Origin of the sequence: Kosakonia oryzae, assembly GCF_001658025.2 — a bacterium.
In the GTDB taxonomy this organism is placed as follows: Bacteria; Pseudomonadota; Gammaproteobacteria; order Enterobacterales; family Enterobacteriaceae; genus Kosakonia; species Kosakonia oryzae.
The window spans coordinates 3,563,375-3,580,533 of record NZ_CP014007.2 but is presented as its reverse complement, the minus strand read 5'-3'; the positions used below and the strand labels follow the sequence as shown (position 1 = coordinate 3,580,533).

The window sequence follows — 17,159 nt, the reverse complement described above, 5'->3', positions numbered from 1 at the left end:
CCATCGTCCAACATAATGATTTTATAGCTAATAGGTAATGTGCATATATTAATGCTGACAACGGTTAATTCTATTTGCAGATCTTCTATAGGCCATTGTAATTATAATTTTTCCTAAGGATGAAATATTGGTTAGTCTGCGTCTAATTTAATGTAGTGTTGCTTAATGATCAATTAAGCAACGGTGATGATTTTATTGTGTGTTTATGCAGGGAGCGGAAAACAGACCATAAATTAGCTTTGCTTAACTGTTCGATGCTGATAGTCTGATATTTGAATATGTGTACTGCTGGCATAATTCTCCGCTTAAAAGAAATCTGCGGGTAAGTTTTCTTCGTTCTTACAGCGCGTTAATGCCATGATTATAAAACAGGTGAAATAGTAGTCATAAAAACACCACTAAAAGCAAATTTTCTATTTCAACATCGTTACATTCTATGGTGTTTTTGACGATATAAATTACCGATTAAAGTTTTTACTTCTGACAGCGATTATTGATACGTGTAAATTTAGCTCTGTGTATAAAACAAATAATTGATGATAAGTGCTTTTTAGGTCCTTAAATTAAATTACGCATAAGAATTTACTTAAATGCCATCGGCAGGTTGTTTGTGTCGCTGGAAACATAAAAAACCTTATGCTCTGTAGTGTTTTGTTCTTTATTTTTTCTACGCACGGGAGAGTTGACAATATGAGAACCCAGGATTTGGAATATTTTGTAGCGTTGGTGCAACATATGAATTTCCAGAAAGCTGCCGAGGCCTGTGATGTTTCACAACCGACCCTCAGCATACAAATCAAGAAGCTGGAGGAGGAGTTAGGCATTCCTCTGCTGCACCGCAAAGGTAAAGGCTTTAGCCTGTCGCCAACCGGCTTGCATCTGTTGCCGCTGATCGAAAATATTCTCCGTGAAGTTCATAACCTTCAGGAAATGGCGCGCTGGCTACGTTTTCAGCCGGTTGGCGTTATTAATATCGGCATTACCCCAACGCTGGGTTCCTACATTCATGAAGATTTATTTAGCGTATTTAAAGAGAAATTTCCCGATAATGAAATCAAATTGCATGAGGTTAATGAAGATAATTTATTGAGCATGCTGGATAAAGGGCAATTGCAACTGGGTTTGCTGATTGGCCCGATTGATAACGACCGTTTCCTCGAAGCCCAGCTTTATGAAGAGCAATTTGTTCTGGGGGTGAATATCAGCCATCCGTTATCCAGCTATGAAGCTATTGAACTCAAAGATTTGAAGAAGCATAAACTCATTATGACCAAGTCGATGCCAGAACATTTACAGCTTGAACCAGGTAGTGAGGAGATTCTCAATCATGCGCGCAGTATTTCAAACGACCTGGAAACCATCAGATATATGGTGAGAAATTCCGATAATGTCTCCTTCTTTCCGAAACTGTCAACGCTCGGAAATGAGCAAAATAGCATCAAATATATCAATATCAAGGATAATAACTTATCCCGCAAAGTATTTTTGATGATGCGTGAGGGCGATATCATGAAAGAAAAATATTACAGTTTTGGCAACGATGTCGCTGGCAGGATCAGCGCCCGGCTTTGCCCTGCACGCCAGGGAATGTAGCGCTTATTTCTGCGCACCGACGTGCGTTTAAATTTGACGATCAACATGTTGAGATGCAAACGTTTAAAAACTGCATAGCGTTTGTTTCTCAGCAATGCTGCTCTCTTTTCAGCACACTTTCATATCGCAGGCAGAAAAATATTCAGCTACCGCCATGAGTTTTGTATATCACTTTGTGAGATTGAGATGATGGATATTGTAGTCACTGAACAGTTTGATCTTTCGTTAGAACGAGCAAGTTTTCTCAAAAAACGTGCACAGTTATTTTTGGCCGTTGCCAGAACATCTGCGTTGTCGGATAACGCGGGCGATGAATTCGATGACGCATTGAGTGATGATCATGCTGCTGCTATTTCTGGTATGGGGCTCGGCGAAGAAGTGAGCCTGGTGCTGGAGAGTTTACATAATATTGAGTTGGCGATAGCGAAACTTGAGGCGATTGATAATGGCGATCTTACCGCTGCGGACATCACGGTCTGCTGGCAGGATGCGATTGCGTTGCTGGATGAAGCCGAAGAAGTGCTGGAAGAGTGCTGCGGCATTGATCCGGTGCATTATGCCAGCGAGGAGATCGAATGGGAGGAGAGCAACCTGTTCAAAGAAGATGAAGTGCTGTTTGCCGATGACGAAGGCGGCGAGGAGTAGGGCGCGATTTACCGGGCTTCCCTGCCCGGTAACGTCGGGTATCAGGTTACCGGAATCATCACGGTTGTGCGGAACCCCGGACGTTCACACAATTGTGCGTACCAGCGTTGCAGATTGGCGCGTGGCGCCCAGCTTAAGTCGGGAATAGCAAACAAGTTGTAGATAAACGGACCAACGGTAATGTCTCCGCAACCAAAGACTTCGCCGGAAAACCAGCTCTGTTTTGCCAGCGCGTTATCGAGAATATCCAGCATGCCTTCGAGCGCTTGTATTGCGGCAGCAATGACGGCGTTATCCCGCTGCTCTGGGGGCGTGCGCACCAGTCCAATCATCACCTGGGAGTATCTCGGCGCCAGGGTGCCAATCGTCCAGTCCATCCACTTCTCCCCTTCTGCACGCGCAGCGGGAGCGTCAATCCACAGGCGGCCCTGACCGTATTGGGCGGCAAGATAACGCACGATGGTGTTTGATTCCCACAGCACAACGCCGGTTTCATCGTCGCGCAGCAGTGGCACCAGCCCGTTCGGGTTCATCGCCAGATATTCGGCATCGTGATTCAGGCCGAATTGCCCGCCCGCCAGAATCTGTTCGTACGGCAACTCCAGTTCTTCCAGCAGCCAGCGAACTTTTTTGACATTAGTTGAGTTATTCCTGCCCCATAGCGTTATCATTTTTACCCCCTTGAAGTGGATCTCGGTCTGGGATTCATGGTGGGGGAAAGTTAACGTTCTGGCAACGACTTAGAAAAAGATCGCACAAAGTGAGCGCAACACCCTGTTATTGCATAAACTTTAATAACTTTACTCACCGACGGTTTTTTTCGCTCCGTTTGTGCGCTATTACTCACCGTTTGTTGCGGCACGTGTTGTGACGTTTGTTTGAATGGATACTCGGGTGGCCATCTATGACGCATTTCTCTTTATCCCTTCGCAGCCTGGCTGCGGGCTCCGCGCTGTTATTTCTCTTTTCTCCTTCTCTCTATGCGGTTGAACAAAACCCGGCCGCGCCGCCGGTTGACGCACGCGCATGGATCCTGATGGATTACGCCAGCGGCAAAGTGCTGGCGGAAGGTAATGCCGACGAGAAACTCGATCCCGCCAGCCTCACCAAACTGATGACCAGCTACGTGGTGGGCCAGGCGCTGAAAGCCGGAAAAATTCATCTCACCGATACGGTAACCGTTGGTAAAGATGCCTGGGCGACCGGCAACCCGGTACTGCGCGGTTCCTCGCTGATGTTCCTGAAACCGGGCGATCAGGTGTCGGTAGCGGATTTGAATAAAGGGGTCATTATTCAGTCCGGCAACGATGCCAGCATCGCCATTGCCGACTACGTTGCCGGGAGCCAGGATTCATTCGTCAGCCTGATGAACAGCTATTCGCAAAAACTGGGGCTGACCAATACTACTTTTAAAACCGTACACGGGCTGGATGCGCCGGGCCAGTTCAGTACCGCGCGCGATATGGCGCTGCTCGGCAGAGCCTTAATTCATGATGTGCCCGATGAGTACGCCATTCATAAAGAAAAAGAGTTCACCTTTAATAAGATCCGCCAGCCGAACCGTAACCGGCTGCTGTGGAACACCAGTATGAACGTGGACGGCATGAAAACCGGCACGACCGACGGTGCCGGTTATAACCTGGTGGCCTCCGCGACGCAGGGCGATATGCGCCTGATCTCGGTGGTGCTGGGCGCGAAAACCGACCGCATCCGCTTTAATGAGTCCGAGAAACTGCTCAACTGGGGTTTCCGCTTCTTCGATACCGTGACGCCAATCAAACCTGATGCCACTTTTGTCACTCAGCGCGTCTGGTTTGGCGACAGCAGCGAAGCGAAGCTCGGCGCGGGTGAGGCGGGCTCGATCACTATCCCGAAAGGGCAGCTTAATAATTTGAAAGCGAGCTACACGCTGACGCAGCCGGAACTGCAGGCGCCGCTGAGCAAAGGCCAGGTGGTGGGGACGATCGATTTTCAACTGAACGGTAAAACCATTGAACAGCGTCCGCTGGTGGTGATGGAAGCGGTGCAAGAGGCCGGGTTTATTGGCCGGATGTGGGATTTTGTTCTGCTGAAATTCCACCAGTGGTTTGGCGGCTGGTTCTCCTGACGTTAACAGGCCGTGCCCCGGCGGGCACGGTCAGTACATCAATGTGATTTGCTGCTGTTTTGCGAACTGCACCAGGCTGTCATCGGGACAGCAGTCGCTGGCAATCACATCAAACTGGCTGAGTGCGCCCATGCAGGCCGGACGCACTTTACCGAATTTGCTGTGATCCACCACCAGCACATGGTATTGCGCACTCTCCATCGCCCAGTGTTTCACCGGCAACTCTTCAAGGTTAAAACAGGTCGCGCCCTGCTGCACATGCACGCCTGCCGCCGAATAGAAGGCGATATCCGGGCACAGATTTTTCAGCGTCTCATTAAAATTCAGCGGTTTGAAAATCGCGTTGCTGGCATGAAATTCGCCGCCGCAGAGGATCGCGCGGCACTGCGGTTTTTCCTGTAACGCCAGAAAAGTATTCAGGGAGTAGCAAACGCCGATAAACGGCAAATCGTCAGGAATGGCGTCAATCACCCACGGCATGGTGGTGCCGCAATCGAAGAAGGCCATCTGATGCGCGCGCAACAGCGCGGCAGCCTGCTTTGCGGCGCGGCGTTTCTCTTCAACCAGCCGGGTTTTTTGATCGCTTAACAGATAATGGCTGGCCGCGCGCGGCTCCAGCACGATATAACCGCCCAGCAGAACCACCGGAGCGCTGTTGGCGCTGAGATCGCGGCGAATGGTCATCTCTGAAACGCCAAGCAGCGTTGCCGCCTCTTTCAGATGCAGCTTGTCACTGTGCCTGAGCGCCGTCAGTAGCTGGCTAATCCGTTCGTCACGTCTTGTTTCCATATTTCCCCTGAATAAAAGAAAGCCCTGCATTGAGCAGGGCGTTCATCTTACCTTTGGCGCTGGGCTTAGTCACGTACCCAGCCGCGGCGAATCAGCGTTGCAAAGCAGAAGCGATAAATCTGCTGAATGATTCGATAGAGCGTCGGACCAAAACCCTGCCACAGGATTTGCGCGCTCAGGCAGCCGCTGATACCGACCAACAGCGCGCCGAACATGTCCAGCGGCCAGTGGACGCCAAGATAGACGCGGGACCAGGCGATCGTCAGACCAACCGCCATCAGCACGGCGCCCGACCACAGGCGGTGCCAGGCGAGGAAGGCCACGGCAAAGGTAAAGATGACCGTACCGTGGTCGCTCGGGAAAGAACTGTCCGGCGCATGCGGCAGGAAGTTATAGCCGACATGATCGGCAAAGGGACGATCGTGCGGCAAGAAGTGGCCTAATAACAGTGAGATGCACATGCTGACTACGATCGCCATCGACACTTTAATTACCAGTTGGCGCTGGGCGCTAACCTGATGGCGCGGACCCCACAGCCAAAGCCCTACCGCCAGCAGCGGCACAATACTGATGAGATCGCTGGCGCTAAATTCGGCCAGCGCAATTAACCAGTGGGGGGAGTCGGGCGTTGCGTTAATCCAGTAGAACAGCGTGTAGTTGAGGCTCTCTAACATAAGTTTGTTACTCTTTGATTAAACGACCACATTTGCGCGAAAGCGCCCACCTTAAAAGTGCGTCGGCAAACGGTAAAGGGGTTTTATCTTACTCCCAGGAGAGTTAGACGATTCTTAAACAAAACTGTAATAATGCGCACGCTACGCCCAGGCGATTAAGAAAACCTTAATTAGCAATTAGCCGAAAAGCGCTAAATTTAGGCAATGGCTATAAATTCGCTATCACAGCCGGACGGCTTTTATTACACTCTGCGCGATTTTTCATAGATGAAGAGACAGCATGCAAAACCATTCCTTATCTGGCCAACGTCTGGGACGACGGGCGCTACTCTTTCCCCTCTGCCTGGTGCTTTACGAATTCTCGACCTATATCGGCAATGACATGATCCAACCCGGCATGCTGGCAGTGGTGGAGCAGTACAACGCCGGGATCGAATGGGTGCCAACGTCCATGACCGCTTACTTAGCGGGCGGCATGTTTTTACAGTGGTTACTGGGGCCGTTGTCGGATCGCATTGGCCGCCGTCCGGTGATGCTGACCGGCGTGGTGTGGTTCATTTTGACCTGCCTTGCCACGCTGCTGGCGCAAGATATCGAACAGTTCACGCTGCTGCGTTTTTTACAGGGCATCAGCCTGTGCTTTATTGGCGCAGTGGGCTACGCCGCGATTCAGGAATCTTTTGAAGAGGCCGTGTGTATCAAAATCACTGCGCTGATGGCCAACGTGGCGCTGATTGCGCCGCTGCTTGGCCCGCTGGTGGGGGCGGCCTGGGTGCACGCCGCGCCATGGCAGGGGATGTTTGTGCTGTTCGCGGTGCTGGCGGCGTTCTCCTTTTTTGGTCTGCAAAAGGCGATGCCGGAAACGGCGACCCGCCTTGGCGAGCCACTCTCGCTGAAAGCGTTGTGGCGCGATTATGCAGAAGTCATGAAAAACCTGCGTTTTGTCGCTGGTGCGCTGGCGACGGGGTTTGTCAGCCTGCCGTTACTGGCGTGGATCGCCCAGTCGCCGATCATCATCATTAGCGGTGAGCAACTCAGCAGCTATCAGTACGGGCTGTTGCAGGTGCCGGTTTTCGGCGCGTTGATTTTCGGTAACCTGGCGCTGGCGCGTCTGACATCGCGGCGCACCGTACGGGCGCTGATCATTATGGGCGGCTGGCCGATTGCTGCTGGTTTGCTGCTGGCGGCCGTCGCGACGCTGGTCTCTTCGCATGCTTATTTGTGGATGACGGCCGGGTTGAGCCTCTACGCTTTTGGCATTGGGCTGGCGAATGCCGGGCTGGTGCGGCTGACGCTGTTCGCCAGCGAGATGAGTAAGGGCACGGTGTCAGCGGCGATGGGCATGTTGCAGATGTTCATCTTTACCGTCGGGATCGAAATCAGCAAGCATGCCTGGCTGGCGGGCGGCAACGGTCTGTTCAGCCTCTTCAACCTGGCAAATGGCGTGTTGTGGATCGGCCTGATGGTGGTGTTTCTGCGCGATAAACGCGTGGGGAATTCGCTGGAAGGTTAAGGCGGCAGCGCGCCGCCTTGTGGTTAACAGGTTTCCGCTTGTGCTTCCGGGGACGGTTTTGCCACGGCGCGAGCGACCAGCGCGGCGATCAACACCAGGCTAAGGACCACCAACATGGCGCTGCGCAGGCCGTAGTGCTCGCCGAGAAAACCGAGCAGCGGCGGGCCGACGAGAAAGGCCAGGTAACCGGTAGTCGCCACCACGCTAACGCGGGTAGGGGCGTCCGGGCCGGTATCGCTGGCGGCTGAGATGGTCAGCGGGAAGCCAAGCGACGCGCCAAGCCCCCACAAAATCACCGACACGCCAGCCACCCAGGCGCTGTCGACAAAGATAATCAAACCAATCCCGAGCGCGCCCATTAATGCGCTGGCGCGAACCACCGCAACGCGGCTGTAGCGGTCGATAAACCAGCCGCCGGTAAAACGGCCAACGGTCATACCGAGAGTGAAACCGGCGTAGATCAGTGAGCCGGAAGTGGGGCTAAAACCGTGACCGTCCACCATCAGCAGCGGTAACCAGTCGTTGGCGGAGCCTTCCGCAAACGCCATCGCCAGCACCACCACGCTAATCAGCAACAATTGGCTATCGCGCCAGAAGGGGATTCCTTTCTTCCCCTGCGCATTCTCTTCTGCGGAGTTTTTGCCGGTACCATCCGGAATCGCAGCAATCGCCAGGATAATCGGCACAATCGCTACCAGCGCCGCCAGCAGAATATGCACATTGGCGGTGAGGCCGAGCGCGGTTAACGTCATGCCTATCCCCGCGCCGACCAGCGTGCCGAAGCTGTAAAAACCGTGCATCATCGGCAGTACGGTTTTATTCATTTCACGTTCAACTACCGCGCCTTCAATATTCAACGCCACTTCGCCCGCGCCGAGGCTGCCGCCGAACACGGCCAGCCCGAGGGCAAACAGCAGCGGTGAAGCGAGCCACAACGCGAGGCTGAGGATCATCATGCCGAGCACCGAAAAGGACATGCTGGCGCGGATCACTTTGCGCGCGCCGAAGCGTTTAACCAGCCACGCGGAAGAGAGAATGCCGCTCATCGAACCGATCGACAGGCCAAACAGCACGCCGCCCATTTCCGCCGTCGAGACGGACAAAATATCGCGGATTGCAGGCGTACGCGTTGCCCAGGAGGCCATCAGTAAGCCGGGCAGAAAAAAGAAAGTAAACAGCGCCCATAGACGGTAGCGCAGGGCATTGCGGGAGGCAGTTATGGTCATAACTTCTCGTCGGAAAATGAAAAGGTGAGACAACACTAGCAAGGAAGTGTACATTTGTACATAAATCAGTGAGAGGATCTATGGCACGACGACCGAATGACCCGCAGCGGCGCGACCGCATTCTTGAAGCGACGCTGGACACTATCGCCGAATGCGGCATCCAGGCGGTAACCCACCGCAAAATCGCCAGCTGTGCGGACGTGCCGCTCGGCTCGATGACCTACTACTTTTCCGGCATTGACGCGCTGCTGGAAGAGGCATTCAGCCGTTTTACCGGGCAGATGTCGGCACAGTACGCCGCTTTCTTTGACGGCGTTGACAGCCCGGCGCGGGCCTGTGATGCGGTCACGGATCTGATCTACGGTGCGCAGGTTACTACCGCGCGCAACATGGAACTGATGTACCAGCTTTACGCCTTTATGAGCCGCCAGCCAGTGCTGAAAAGCGTGATGCAAAACTGGATGCGCTCCAGCCAGGCCACCCTTGAACGCTGGTTTGATCCGATCACGGCGCGTGCGCTGGATGCGTTTATCGAAGGGATGACGCTGCATTTTGTGACCGACAGGCAGCCGCTGAGCCGCGAAGAGATCCGCCTAATGATTGGCCGTATCGCCGGGCTCTGAGCGGTATGCGTTATCCTGCAACCGGCAGGCGCGGCGGCTGACATCCAGCGCCAGACACAGCGCGACATCGTCGGCAAAACCTCTCTCCTGAAGCTCTCTTGCTGAGGCGCAGTGATGTAAATCAGCGAGGCTGCTTCCACGAAATGCCGCGGCTGCGGCTTGCGCTTCCGGCGACAGATGGCGTTTGCCGAGGGCGGCAATAATCGCTCCCGCCGCCAGATAATCTTCTACCGCCGGGCGCAGGCTACCATCCGGCCAGCGTTCTCCGGCCGGGATCAGCAAAATACGTTGAAAACCAGCGCAGGCCTGCGCGGTGGCGATCCGGTTGCGGAAGCAGCCGCTAAATACCGCCGCGCCGCAGTCGCGCGCTTTGAAGGCGATCGTCGAACCGTTCGGTGAAGGCAGCACCAGCCGGTGTCCGGCGGGAATATCGCGCAATGAAGTCGGTGAGAGCGTATAGCGCTCGCCGCTGAACGTGCGTTCGAAACTGGCGACATCGGCACCATTTTCCTGGGCGTAGCGCAGCGCGCTGTCATCTTTCCACGGCCATGGATAGATAAGTGCGTCGTTATCATTTGCCAGGCTGACGCAGGTGGAAAACGACATCACATCGACAATCACCACGCAATCCGCTTCGTGCGCCAGATGTTCCGCCGCCGCTAAACCCCACTCCAGCCGCACGTCAAACGGGCTTTGGTTGAACCAGGTGTTGCTCATCATGGGAGGCCTCTGTGGGTTGTGGTCCAGTAATAAAGCAGAATAGCGCGATGAAAAACAATCCACTGGCGATTTCCCGGTAAAAGGGACTGCAGATATTCATCTAAAATTCAGATGAATTTCATCCGCTTATTGGGTTTGACGTTAAAAAAATCGCTGGTAACGTTTGTGACAACCATTCCCGCTTTGCTCGCTCTCGCTTATTTTTTTAATGAGAATGGAGAGGTGCATAATGCGAGGTCGATTCACGGTAGCGGGGTGGTTTCTGATGGCGAGTATTTCGGGTTCGGCATTGGCTGCCAGCCATGAACTGGCGGGTAATACGCCTGGCGCGGAGGTTATTAATGTTGAAAAATCCCGCGGGCAGATCGATTTACTGAGCAATATCGTTTACAGCCAGATTCGGAATGTGCGTTCCGTTCGCCAGTTAAACATGTCGCTACTGGTTCCGCGCACCAGCGCGCTGAAGCCAGCCATCGTCTACTTCCCCGGAGGCGGTTTTACTTCCGCCGATTACGATAAATTTATTGAAATGCGTATGGCGCTGGCGGAAGCGGGGTTTGTTGTCGCCGCGGCGGAGTACCGTGTTGTGCCGGACACTTTCCCGGCGCCGCTGGAAGATGGTAAAGCCGCAGTGCGCTATTTGCGTGCGCATGCGAAGGAGTACAACATCGATCCGCAACGAATCGGTGTGTTGGGGGATTCCGCTGGTGGCTGGATGGCCCAGATGCTCGGCACCACCAACAATCTAAAAACCTTCGATACCGGCGATAACACCGATCAATCGTCGGCAGTGCAGGCGGTTGCGACGTTATATGGCATTTCAAACTTGCTGAATATCGGCGAAGGATTCCCGGAAGAGATCCAGCAGGTGCATCGCTCTCCGGCGGTCACCGAATCGCTGTTGGTGAACGGCGCGGCGTTCAGGAATTTCCCCGGCGCGACCATCGCCAGCGATAAACAAAAAGCGCTAAATGCCAGCCCGATGGGGCATATCAGCGGTAATGAGCCACCGTTCCTTATCATGCACGGCAGCGCCGACACGCTGGTATCGCCGGTGCAGAGTGCGCAGCTTTACAATGCGCTAAAAGAGAAACATGACAAGGTGAAATACATTCTGGTTAAGGGCGCGGAACATGGCGATATTTCCTGGTTCCAGCCAGCGGTGATTAATACAGTGGTTGCGTGGTTCAAACAGACATTAGGTGCACCGGCGAAGGGTGAGGGTGAAACGGTAGCAGGCAAAGACAATAATCTATAACCCTACTACTGAAATAAAAGCAGTCGGCGGTGAGTATGTTCCTTCGATTGCTTTTAGTCGATAACATCCATCAATGTGTATTTGTACCTTCATGTATCCGTCCGCGATGTTTTCTGAGGCTTCATTGTTTGTCATTAGTGTTACTCTTCTGCACTATATTGAATCCTGATGTAAGAAAATTAAAAAATATCTGCTTTTATTGGGTAATATTAATAATATTTATTTAAGGTGATATTTTGTCGGATTTTTCATCCTGAGTTGCAAGGTGCCTGATTGGGTGGTAAGTTTATTACGATAACATGTTGTTCGAGGTTTTTAATGGCTTGTTATTATCCTGCCTGCGTTCTGCTTTGGTCATGAAATATATTTGGTTTGTCCGTCTTGCGGGTTTTATATTAAATTTCCATAGTGGAACTGTCGGTTTTTATTCATATAAATGTATTTTATATTTATAATACAAGGTTGATTTCCTTATGGCACTATTTAATCCATTCCGCAAAAAAAGAAGTTGTAAAATTAATTTGCACCCTAAAAATGCTGGGCCAGTATCGTTTTACAAGTCAATCCATCTGCAGGAGGTTGGGTTGGGTAACAATTCAGAGATCTGTCGCCGCGGCTATACCAATAATTTTATGGGGACCCGGCAGCCAGGAATATTGGTCCATGGTACACCTGAAGGGAAAATGAAATTTGTTGATGGACTTGAATTATACCCAAGGGTCGGCGATTTTGACGCTGTGTCGTACATCGCAGAAAGAGAACGGATATTATCCCCCGTAGAGTTTTATGAATATTTAAAGAGTAGATTTTCACTTGATTTGGCGAGTGATAAAACACCATTACATTTGATTTGTTGTTTTTCTGGGGCCGCCGGGAGTATTTATCAGAAAAGCATTGCTCAGCAGTTGGCTGATGTAACGCAAAGAAGAATATGGGCCTACGGCTTGCATGAAGAAGTTTTTACACGGAATCAACTGCAAGGGCTGGTTGATATAATAAATAATAAAGGTCAAATTTTAAATAGCGAGATGATAGAGATTAAACCCGTACTGATCTATCCGCAGAGCAGACGGACCGACGTCACCCGTAATCACAATCGTTATGGATAATCATGATATACGTTTAATTACAATAGCCTGAGATAGAACATCTCTTAATCACCGTGGCGATTGATGCCCCAACGTTTCTTTTCGTTTGCTTATGCCCCAAACAAGGCCCGGTTGGTGCGCTGTTACTAATTAGCGAAGGCTAAGATCGTAAAACCGAAGCGCTTGCATCGTTGGATTAGTGGGTTACCTCGTCGTTCAGCTGCCCGATTGACGAAGGGGAAATTTTATAGCCAGAGAGTCAGGGCAACAAAAAACCCATCAACCTTGAACCAAAATGGCGGGGTTGATGGGCTCCACAAAATGGGGACATCAAAGAAAAGCAGTGGCACTAGTTATGACTGACACCCCAGAAAAAAGTTCTGCGCATAACTGAAATATTTTTCAGCTTCGGAGTTATCCGAGTCCCGGCCAGATGATGATGATCAGCGTCCCCGCCAGGGTTAACAACACGTTGGCGATCGCGTAGGTTCCGGCGTAGCCCAGCGCCGGGATATTACTGCGCGCGGTATCGCTGATGATCTCCATGGCGGGCGCGCAGGTACGTGCGCCCATCATCGCGCCAAAGAGCAGCGCGCGGTTCATTTTCAGCACGTAAGCGCCGAACAGGAAACAGATCAGCACCGGAACGAGGCTTACGATCAACCCGGCGATCAGCATCTGCCCGCCGACGACGCCCAGACCATGCCCAATGCCGCTACCGGCGCTTAAGCCGACACCGGCCATAAACACCATCAGGCCAAACTCTTTCACCATCATCAGCGCACCCTGCGGAATGTAGCCGAACGTCGGGTGGTTCGCACGCAAGAAGCCAAGCATGATACCGGCGAACAGCAGACCGGCGGCATTACCCACGCCAAAACTGAACGAGCTGAACTGGAAGGTGATCATGCCGATCATCAGGCCAACAATAAAGAAGGCGCAGAAGGCGAGCAGATCGGTCACCTGGCTGTGAATCGAGATAAAGCCGATACGGTCAGCAATGGTTTTCACCCGGCGGGCATCGCCGCTGATTTGCAGCACGTCGCCTTTATTGAGCACGATATTGTCGTCGATCGGCATCTCAATCTGGCTGCGGATCACGCGGTTAAGAAAGCAGCCGTGATCGGTCAGTTTCAACTGTGCGAGACGGCGGCCAACCACATTGTGGTTCTTCACCACAACTTCTTCCGTCACGATGCGCATATCCAGCAGATCGCGATCGAACACCTCTTTACCGTTGCGGAAACTGGGATCGAGGCGCGCATGCGCGTCCGGGTAACCGACCAACGAGATCTCATCGCCCATTTGCAGCACTGCGTCACCGTCCGGGCTGGCGAGAATGCCGTTGCGGCGAATACGCTCGATATAACAACCGGTCTGGCGATAGATCCCCAGCTCGCGCAGGTTCTTGCCGTCGGCCCAGGCCACCAGTTCCGGCCCGACGCGGTAAGCGCGGATCACCGGCAGATAAACTTTACGATGGGCATCGGTATCGAGGCCGCGTTCGCGAGCGATCTGTTGGGCGCTGGTCTGCAGATCCTGGTGTTGCAGCTTCGGCAAATAACGCGCGCCGAAAATCAGGCTGACCAGGCCAATCAGGTAGGTTAATGCATAGCCAAGGCTGAGGTTATCCAGCGCGCTGGCGAGATTGCCGCTCTCCATTGAGGCATGGCGCAGCGTATCGCCAGCGCCAACCAGGACCGGGGTTGAGGTCATCGAACCTGCCAGCATCCCGGCGGTGAGGCCAATATCCCAGCCGAACAATTTTCCCAGCCCTAAGGCAATTAATAGCGCGCTGCCAACTAATACCAGCGCGAGCATCAGATAATTCTTACCGTCGCGAAAAAAAATCGAAAAAAAGTTGGGGCCAGCTTCAACGCCCACACAAAAAATAAACAGCATAAAGCCAAGATTTAATGCATCTGTGTTTATGCTGAAATGCTGCTGACCTAATAATAACGAAACGACTAAAACGCCAATGGAATTACCGAGTTGTACCGAACCCAGACGTAATTTACCAAGACAAAGGCCGAGCGCCAGTACGACAAACAATAACAGTATGTAATTCCCGTTTAACAAATCTGCGACGTTTATATTCACGGAGGCTAACTTCTTGTTTACTTGTAAGTTGTTGAAAGGAATGGTTATTTGAGCTAGTGTTTTGAACGTACGCTGGCATTAAAAAGCGGTGTTGCACCATGCATTCTTCGCAAAACAAAAACAGGGCGATAGTTTAATCGGATTAGATTACAACGGCTAGTGAGAATCGCGTGTTTGCGGCCAGGCCATTTCAGGTATGGATTGCCGTCACCCTTTATCTGTCCGGACATTCTTTTGAACAAACGGGTATGTGATAGAGAGTCAGGAGGATTGTTTGAAGCTCAGGCGACGTCGGCTCGGTGTTATTTGCAGTTTTCTACTCTTTATTGCGGTATGCCTTTCTTTGGTCGTTACCATGAAAGGGGATTTACCCGGTTCTGGTAAACCCGAAACAGGTTTGCTGTTTTTTATATTGCCCGGTATTGCCAGCGGCCTTGTTGCTCGCCGTCGCCGGGTGGTGATTGCACTGCTGGGAGCGCTGCTGGCGCTGCCGTTCTGCTATCTACTGATTCATCTGTTTCTGCTGCCGTCGCGATCGGTATGGCAGGAGCTGGCCTGGCTGTTCAGCGCGGTATTCTGGTGTGGGATTGGCGGTCTGGCGTGTCTGTTTGTGGGCAGGGTGTTCAGGCATTAAACGCCCCCGGAAGCGGGGGCGGGCGTCGGATCGTTATGCAAACAGGCCGAAATGTTGTTTGGCGTAAGCTTCGAAATCAGTGCAGCCGCCAATGTGTTGCTGGTCGAGGAAAATTTGCGGCACGGTTTCTACCGGTTTACCGACGGTTTTTTCCAGATCGGCTTTCGTAATCCCTTCCGCGTGAATATCGACATAGCGATAGTTGAAATCATCACGTTCAGCGGTCAGTTTTTCTGCCAGCTCTTTTGCGCGCACGCAGTACGGGCAGCCCGGGCGGCCAAAAATTACAGCAAACATACTCTCTCCTTAAACCTGAAGGTTAATGGCCGCTATCATGACTAAACCCCGGCCTGATGGAAAGCAGGTTCTGCCTGTTGCATTAATCTCTGCAACCTTTCAGGACAATTTCGGTTTACAGCGATCCTGCATCTCTGTCCTATACTCGGGGTCTTGTTTATACGGGGATTATTCATCATGACACCAACGATTGACTTGCTGTGCGCCCATCGTTCCATTCGCCACTTTACCGATCAACCTGTCACCCAGGAACAGCGTGAAGCGATCATCGCCAGCGCACAGGCGACCTCCAGTTCCAGCTTTTTACAATGCAGCTCGATTATTCGCATAACCGATAGGGCGATGCGTGAACAACTGGTGGCCTTGACCGGCGGGCAGCAGCATGTCGCTCAGGCGGCTGAGTTCTGGGTGTTCTGCGCGGATTTCCATCGTAACTTTGAGATCAGCCCGGAAGCGAAACCCGGTCTTGCGGAACAACTGCTGCTGGGTGTGGTTGATACCGCGCTGATGGCGCAAAACGCCTTTACGGCGGCGGAATCTCTGGGGCTTGGCGGTGTTTATATCGGCGGGATTCGTAACAATATCGAAGCCGTGGGTGAACTGTTACAGGTGCCAAAACATGTGCTGCCGCTGTTTGGCTTATGCCTTGGCTGGCCGGCGGACGATCCGGGTTTAAAACCGCGGATGCCAGCGTCGCTGCTGGTGCATGAAAACCATTATCAGCCGTTGGATCGTGATGCGTTGGCGCAGTATGACGAAGAGATCGCTAACTACTATCTGACGCGTGGCAGCAATACGCGCCGCGATACGTGGAGCGATCATATCCGTCGCACGCTGATTAAAGAGAATCGTCCTTTTATTCTCGATTATTTGCATAAACAGGGATGGGCAACACGCTAATTCCCGTTCATCCTGCTCTTCGCTGCGTGTATGATACGCGGGCTTTAACGGCTCTTTTTTAGCGAGGTGCAGGGTGAGAATTGCCATATTGTCCCGGGACGGAACGCTCTATTCATGTAAACGCCTGCGCGAAGCGGCTACGCAGCGCGGCCATCTGGTCGAAATTTTCGATCCACTCTCCTGTTACATGAATATCAGCCCTGCGGCATCGTCCATTCACTATAAAGGCCGTCAGCTCCCGCATTTTGATGCGGTGATCCCGCGCATTGGCTCCGCCATTACCTTTTACGGTACGGCTGCGCTGCGCCAGTTTGAAATTCTCGGCAGCTACCCGCTCAATGAATCCGTCGCCATTACCCGTGCCAGAGATAAACTGCGCTCGCTGCAACTGCTGGCGCGCCAGGGGATCGATTTACCGGTGACCGGTATTGCACATTCGCCGGATGACACCAGCGATCTGATTGATATGGTCGGCGGCGCGCCGCTGGTGGTAAAGCTGGTGGAAGGCACGCAGGGGATCGGCGTGGTGCTGGCGGAAACCCGCCAGGCGGCAGAAAGCGTGATTGACGCGTTTCGCGGCCTGAATGCGCATATCCTGGTGCAGGAGTTTATCGCCGAAGCCAAAGGGTGCGATGTCCGCTGTCTTGTTGTCGGCAATGAAGTGATTGCGGCCATTGAACGCCGGGCGAAAGAGGGGGATTTTCGCTCCAACCTGCATCGGGGCGGGCAGGCGACCGTCGCCAACATCACGCCGCGCGAACGCGAAATTGCGCTGGCTGCTGCGCATACGCTGGGGCTGGATGTGGCGGGCGTGGATATTCTGCGCGCCAGTCGCGGGCCGCTGGTGATGGAAGTGAACGCGTCGCCGGGGCTGGAAGGTATCGAAAAGGCTACTGGCATCGATATCGCCGGGCGAATGATCCAGTGGATTGAGCGTCAGGCAACGCCTGGATTTAGCCTGAAAACAGGCGGCTAGAGCATTTCCCTGCGCT

General features: G+C 52.7%; 17 protein-coding genes. 10 read left to right on the top strand and 7 right to left on the bottom strand.

Annotated features, from left to right (window positions below; genetic code table 11):
• The first annotated feature begins 690 nt into the window (after positions 1–690).
• Together AWR26_RS17065 and AWR26_RS17060 are read left to right on the top strand one after the other, a co-directional pair.
• Positions 691–1,593 carry a LysR substrate-binding domain-containing protein gene (locus AWR26_RS17065; protein WP_064567602.1) on the top strand — a complete coding sequence of 301 codons (903 nt, stop codon included), beginning with the start codon at positions 691–693 and terminating at the stop codon, positions 1,591–1,593.
• Between the two features lie 186 nt (positions 1,594–1,779).
• The gene (locus AWR26_RS17060; protein ID WP_244256200.1) at positions 1,780–2,238 is read left to right on the top strand and encodes a hypothetical protein; all 459 of its coding nucleotides are present in this window, start codon (positions 1,780–1,782) and stop codon (positions 2,236–2,238) included.
• 41 nt (positions 2,239–2,279) lie between these two features.
• Here AWR26_RS17060 and AWR26_RS17055 read toward each other — a convergent pair whose 3' ends face one another.
• Complete coding sequence (locus AWR26_RS17055) at positions 2,280–2,909, bottom strand: glutathione S-transferase family protein (RefSeq protein ID WP_064567598.1); 630 nt, start codon at positions 2,907–2,909, stop codon at positions 2,280–2,282.
• Positions 2,910–3,142: 233 nt separating this feature from the next.
• On the opposite strand from AWR26_RS17055, the gene dacC reads away from it, so the two are divergent.
• Complete coding sequence (dacC, locus tag AWR26_RS17050) at positions 3,143–4,345, top strand: serine-type D-Ala-D-Ala carboxypeptidase (protein WP_064567596.1); 1,203 nt, start codon at positions 3,143–3,145, stop codon at positions 4,343–4,345.
• 30 nt (positions 4,346–4,375) lie between these two features.
• Here the strand turns inward: dacC and deoR are convergent, their stop codons facing one another.
• The gene (deoR, locus tag AWR26_RS17045) at positions 4,376–5,134 is read right to left on the bottom strand and encodes a DNA-binding transcriptional repressor DeoR (RefSeq protein WP_064567594.1); all 759 of its coding nucleotides are present in this window, start codon (positions 5,132–5,134) and stop codon (positions 4,376–4,378) included.
• A 65-nt stretch (positions 5,135–5,199) separates the two neighbouring features.
• Positions 5,200–5,808: an undecaprenyl-diphosphate phosphatase gene (ybjG, locus tag AWR26_RS17040; RefSeq protein ID WP_007374075.1), complete on the bottom strand. Its 609-nt coding sequence runs from the start codon at positions 5,806–5,808 to the stop codon at positions 5,200–5,202.
• 280 nt (positions 5,809–6,088) lie between these two features.
• Between ybjG and AWR26_RS17035 the strand changes: the two genes are divergently transcribed.
• Complete coding sequence (locus AWR26_RS17035; RefSeq protein WP_064567593.1) at positions 6,089–7,321, top strand: MFS transporter; 1,233 nt, start codon at positions 6,089–6,091, stop codon at positions 7,319–7,321.
• Positions 7,322–7,344: 23 nt separating this feature from the next.
• Here the strand turns inward: AWR26_RS17035 and AWR26_RS17030 are convergent, their stop codons facing one another.
• Positions 7,345–8,547, bottom strand: coding sequence for an MFS transporter (locus AWR26_RS17030; protein WP_064567591.1), 1,203 nt, complete (start codon positions 8,545–8,547; stop codon positions 7,345–7,347).
• Between the two features lie 80 nt (positions 8,548–8,627).
• Here AWR26_RS17030 and AWR26_RS17025 point away from each other — a divergent pair, with 80 nt between their 5' ends.
• A complete protein-coding gene (locus tag AWR26_RS17025) occupies positions 8,628–9,170 on the top strand; it encodes a TetR/AcrR family transcriptional regulator (RefSeq protein WP_064567589.1) in 543 nt (180 codons plus the stop codon).
• Here the strand turns inward: AWR26_RS17025 and AWR26_RS17020 are convergent.
• On the bottom strand, positions 9,141–9,890 hold the full coding sequence (locus tag AWR26_RS17020; protein ID WP_405055540.1) for a 2-phosphosulfolactate phosphatase: 750 nt from the start codon (positions 9,888–9,890) through the stop codon (positions 9,141–9,143). The two genes, AWR26_RS17025 and AWR26_RS17020, sit on opposite strands and share 30 nt — an antisense overlap.
• Positions 9,891–10,155: 265 nt before the next feature.
• On the opposite strand from AWR26_RS17020, the gene AWR26_RS17015 reads away from it, so the two are divergent.
• Both AWR26_RS17015 and AWR26_RS17010 read left to right on the top strand, forming a co-directional pair.
• Positions 10,156–11,148 carry an alpha/beta hydrolase gene (locus AWR26_RS17015; RefSeq protein ID WP_082934112.1) on the top strand — a complete coding sequence of 331 codons (993 nt, stop codon included), beginning with the start codon at positions 10,156–10,158 and terminating at the stop codon, positions 11,146–11,148.
• A 473-nt stretch (positions 11,149–11,621) separates the two neighbouring features.
• Entirely contained in the window at positions 11,622–12,257 is a 636-nt protein-coding gene (locus AWR26_RS17010; protein WP_139227859.1) for a hypothetical protein, read from the top strand.
• Between the two features lie 393 nt (positions 12,258–12,650).
• On the opposite strand, the gene AWR26_RS17005 is transcribed toward AWR26_RS17010, so the two are convergent.
• Positions 12,651–14,336 (bottom strand): aspartate:alanine antiporter, encoded by a 1,686-nt coding sequence (locus AWR26_RS17005; protein WP_043954091.1) that lies wholly within the window; start codon positions 14,334–14,336, stop codon positions 12,651–12,653.
• Positions 14,337–14,610: 274 nt separating this feature from the next.
• Here AWR26_RS17005 and ybjM point away from each other — a divergent pair, with 274 nt between their 5' ends.
• The gene (ybjM, locus tag AWR26_RS17000; protein WP_064567583.1) at positions 14,611–14,970 is read left to right on the top strand and encodes an inner membrane protein YbjM; all 360 of its coding nucleotides are present in this window, start codon (positions 14,611–14,613) and stop codon (positions 14,968–14,970) included.
• A gap of 33 nt (positions 14,971–15,003) precedes the next feature.
• Here the strand turns inward: ybjM and AWR26_RS16995 are convergent, their stop codons facing one another.
• Complete coding sequence (locus tag AWR26_RS16995) at positions 15,004–15,267, bottom strand: GrxA family glutaredoxin (RefSeq protein WP_007374085.1); 264 nt, start codon at positions 15,265–15,267, stop codon at positions 15,004–15,006.
• A gap of 177 nt (positions 15,268–15,444) precedes the next feature.
• On the opposite strand from AWR26_RS16995, the gene nfsA reads away from it, so the two are divergent.
• Both nfsA and rimK read left to right on the top strand, forming a co-directional pair.
• The gene (nfsA, locus tag AWR26_RS16990; RefSeq protein WP_064567581.1) at positions 15,445–16,167 is read left to right on the top strand and encodes an oxygen-insensitive NADPH nitroreductase; all 723 of its coding nucleotides are present in this window, start codon (positions 15,445–15,447) and stop codon (positions 16,165–16,167) included.
• 73 nt (positions 16,168–16,240) lie between these two features.
• On the top strand, positions 16,241–17,143 hold the full coding sequence (gene rimK, locus AWR26_RS16985) for a 30S ribosomal protein S6--L-glutamate ligase (protein WP_043954088.1): 903 nt from the start codon (positions 16,241–16,243) through the stop codon (positions 17,141–17,143).
• Positions 17,144–17,159 lie beyond the last annotated feature (16 nt).

Coding starts and splice junctions, on each gene's coding strand:
- AWR26_RS17065 (WP_064567602.1), top strand. CDS start 691: ATGAGAACCCAGGATTTGGAATATTTTGTAGCGTTGGTGCAACATATG.
- AWR26_RS17060 (WP_244256200.1), top strand. CDS start 1,780: ATGATGGATATTGTAGTCACTGAACAGTTTGATCTTTCGTTAGAACGA.
- AWR26_RS17055 (WP_064567598.1), bottom strand. CDS start 2,909: ATGATAACGCTATGGGGCAGGAATAACTCAACTAATGTCAAAAAAGTT.
- dacC (WP_064567596.1), top strand. CDS start 3,143: ATGACGCATTTCTCTTTATCCCTTCGCAGCCTGGCTGCGGGCTCCGCG.
- deoR (WP_064567594.1), bottom strand. CDS start 5,134: ATGGAAACAAGACGTGACGAACGGATTAGCCAGCTACTGACGGCGCTC.
- ybjG (WP_007374075.1), bottom strand. CDS start 5,808: ATGTTAGAGAGCCTCAACTACACGCTGTTCTACTGGATTAACGCAACG.
- AWR26_RS17035 (WP_064567593.1), top strand. CDS start 6,089: ATGCAAAACCATTCCTTATCTGGCCAACGTCTGGGACGACGGGCGCTA.
- AWR26_RS17030 (WP_064567591.1), bottom strand. CDS start 8,547: ATGACCATAACTGCCTCCCGCAATGCCCTGCGCTACCGTCTATGGGCG.
- AWR26_RS17025 (WP_064567589.1), top strand. CDS start 8,628: ATGGCACGACGACCGAATGACCCGCAGCGGCGCGACCGCATTCTTGAA.
- AWR26_RS17020 (WP_405055540.1), bottom strand. CDS start 9,890: ATGATGAGCAACACCTGGTTCAACCAAAGCCCGTTTGACGTGCGGCTG.
- AWR26_RS17015 (WP_082934112.1), top strand. CDS start 10,156: ATGGCGAGTATTTCGGGTTCGGCATTGGCTGCCAGCCATGAACTGGCG.
- AWR26_RS17010 (WP_139227859.1), top strand. CDS start 11,622: ATGGCACTATTTAATCCATTCCGCAAAAAAAGAAGTTGTAAAATTAAT.
- AWR26_RS16995 (WP_007374085.1), bottom strand. CDS start 15,267: ATGTTTGCTGTAATTTTTGGCCGCCCGGGCTGCCCGTACTGCGTGCGC.
- nfsA (WP_064567581.1), top strand. CDS start 15,445: ATGACACCAACGATTGACTTGCTGTGCGCCCATCGTTCCATTCGCCAC.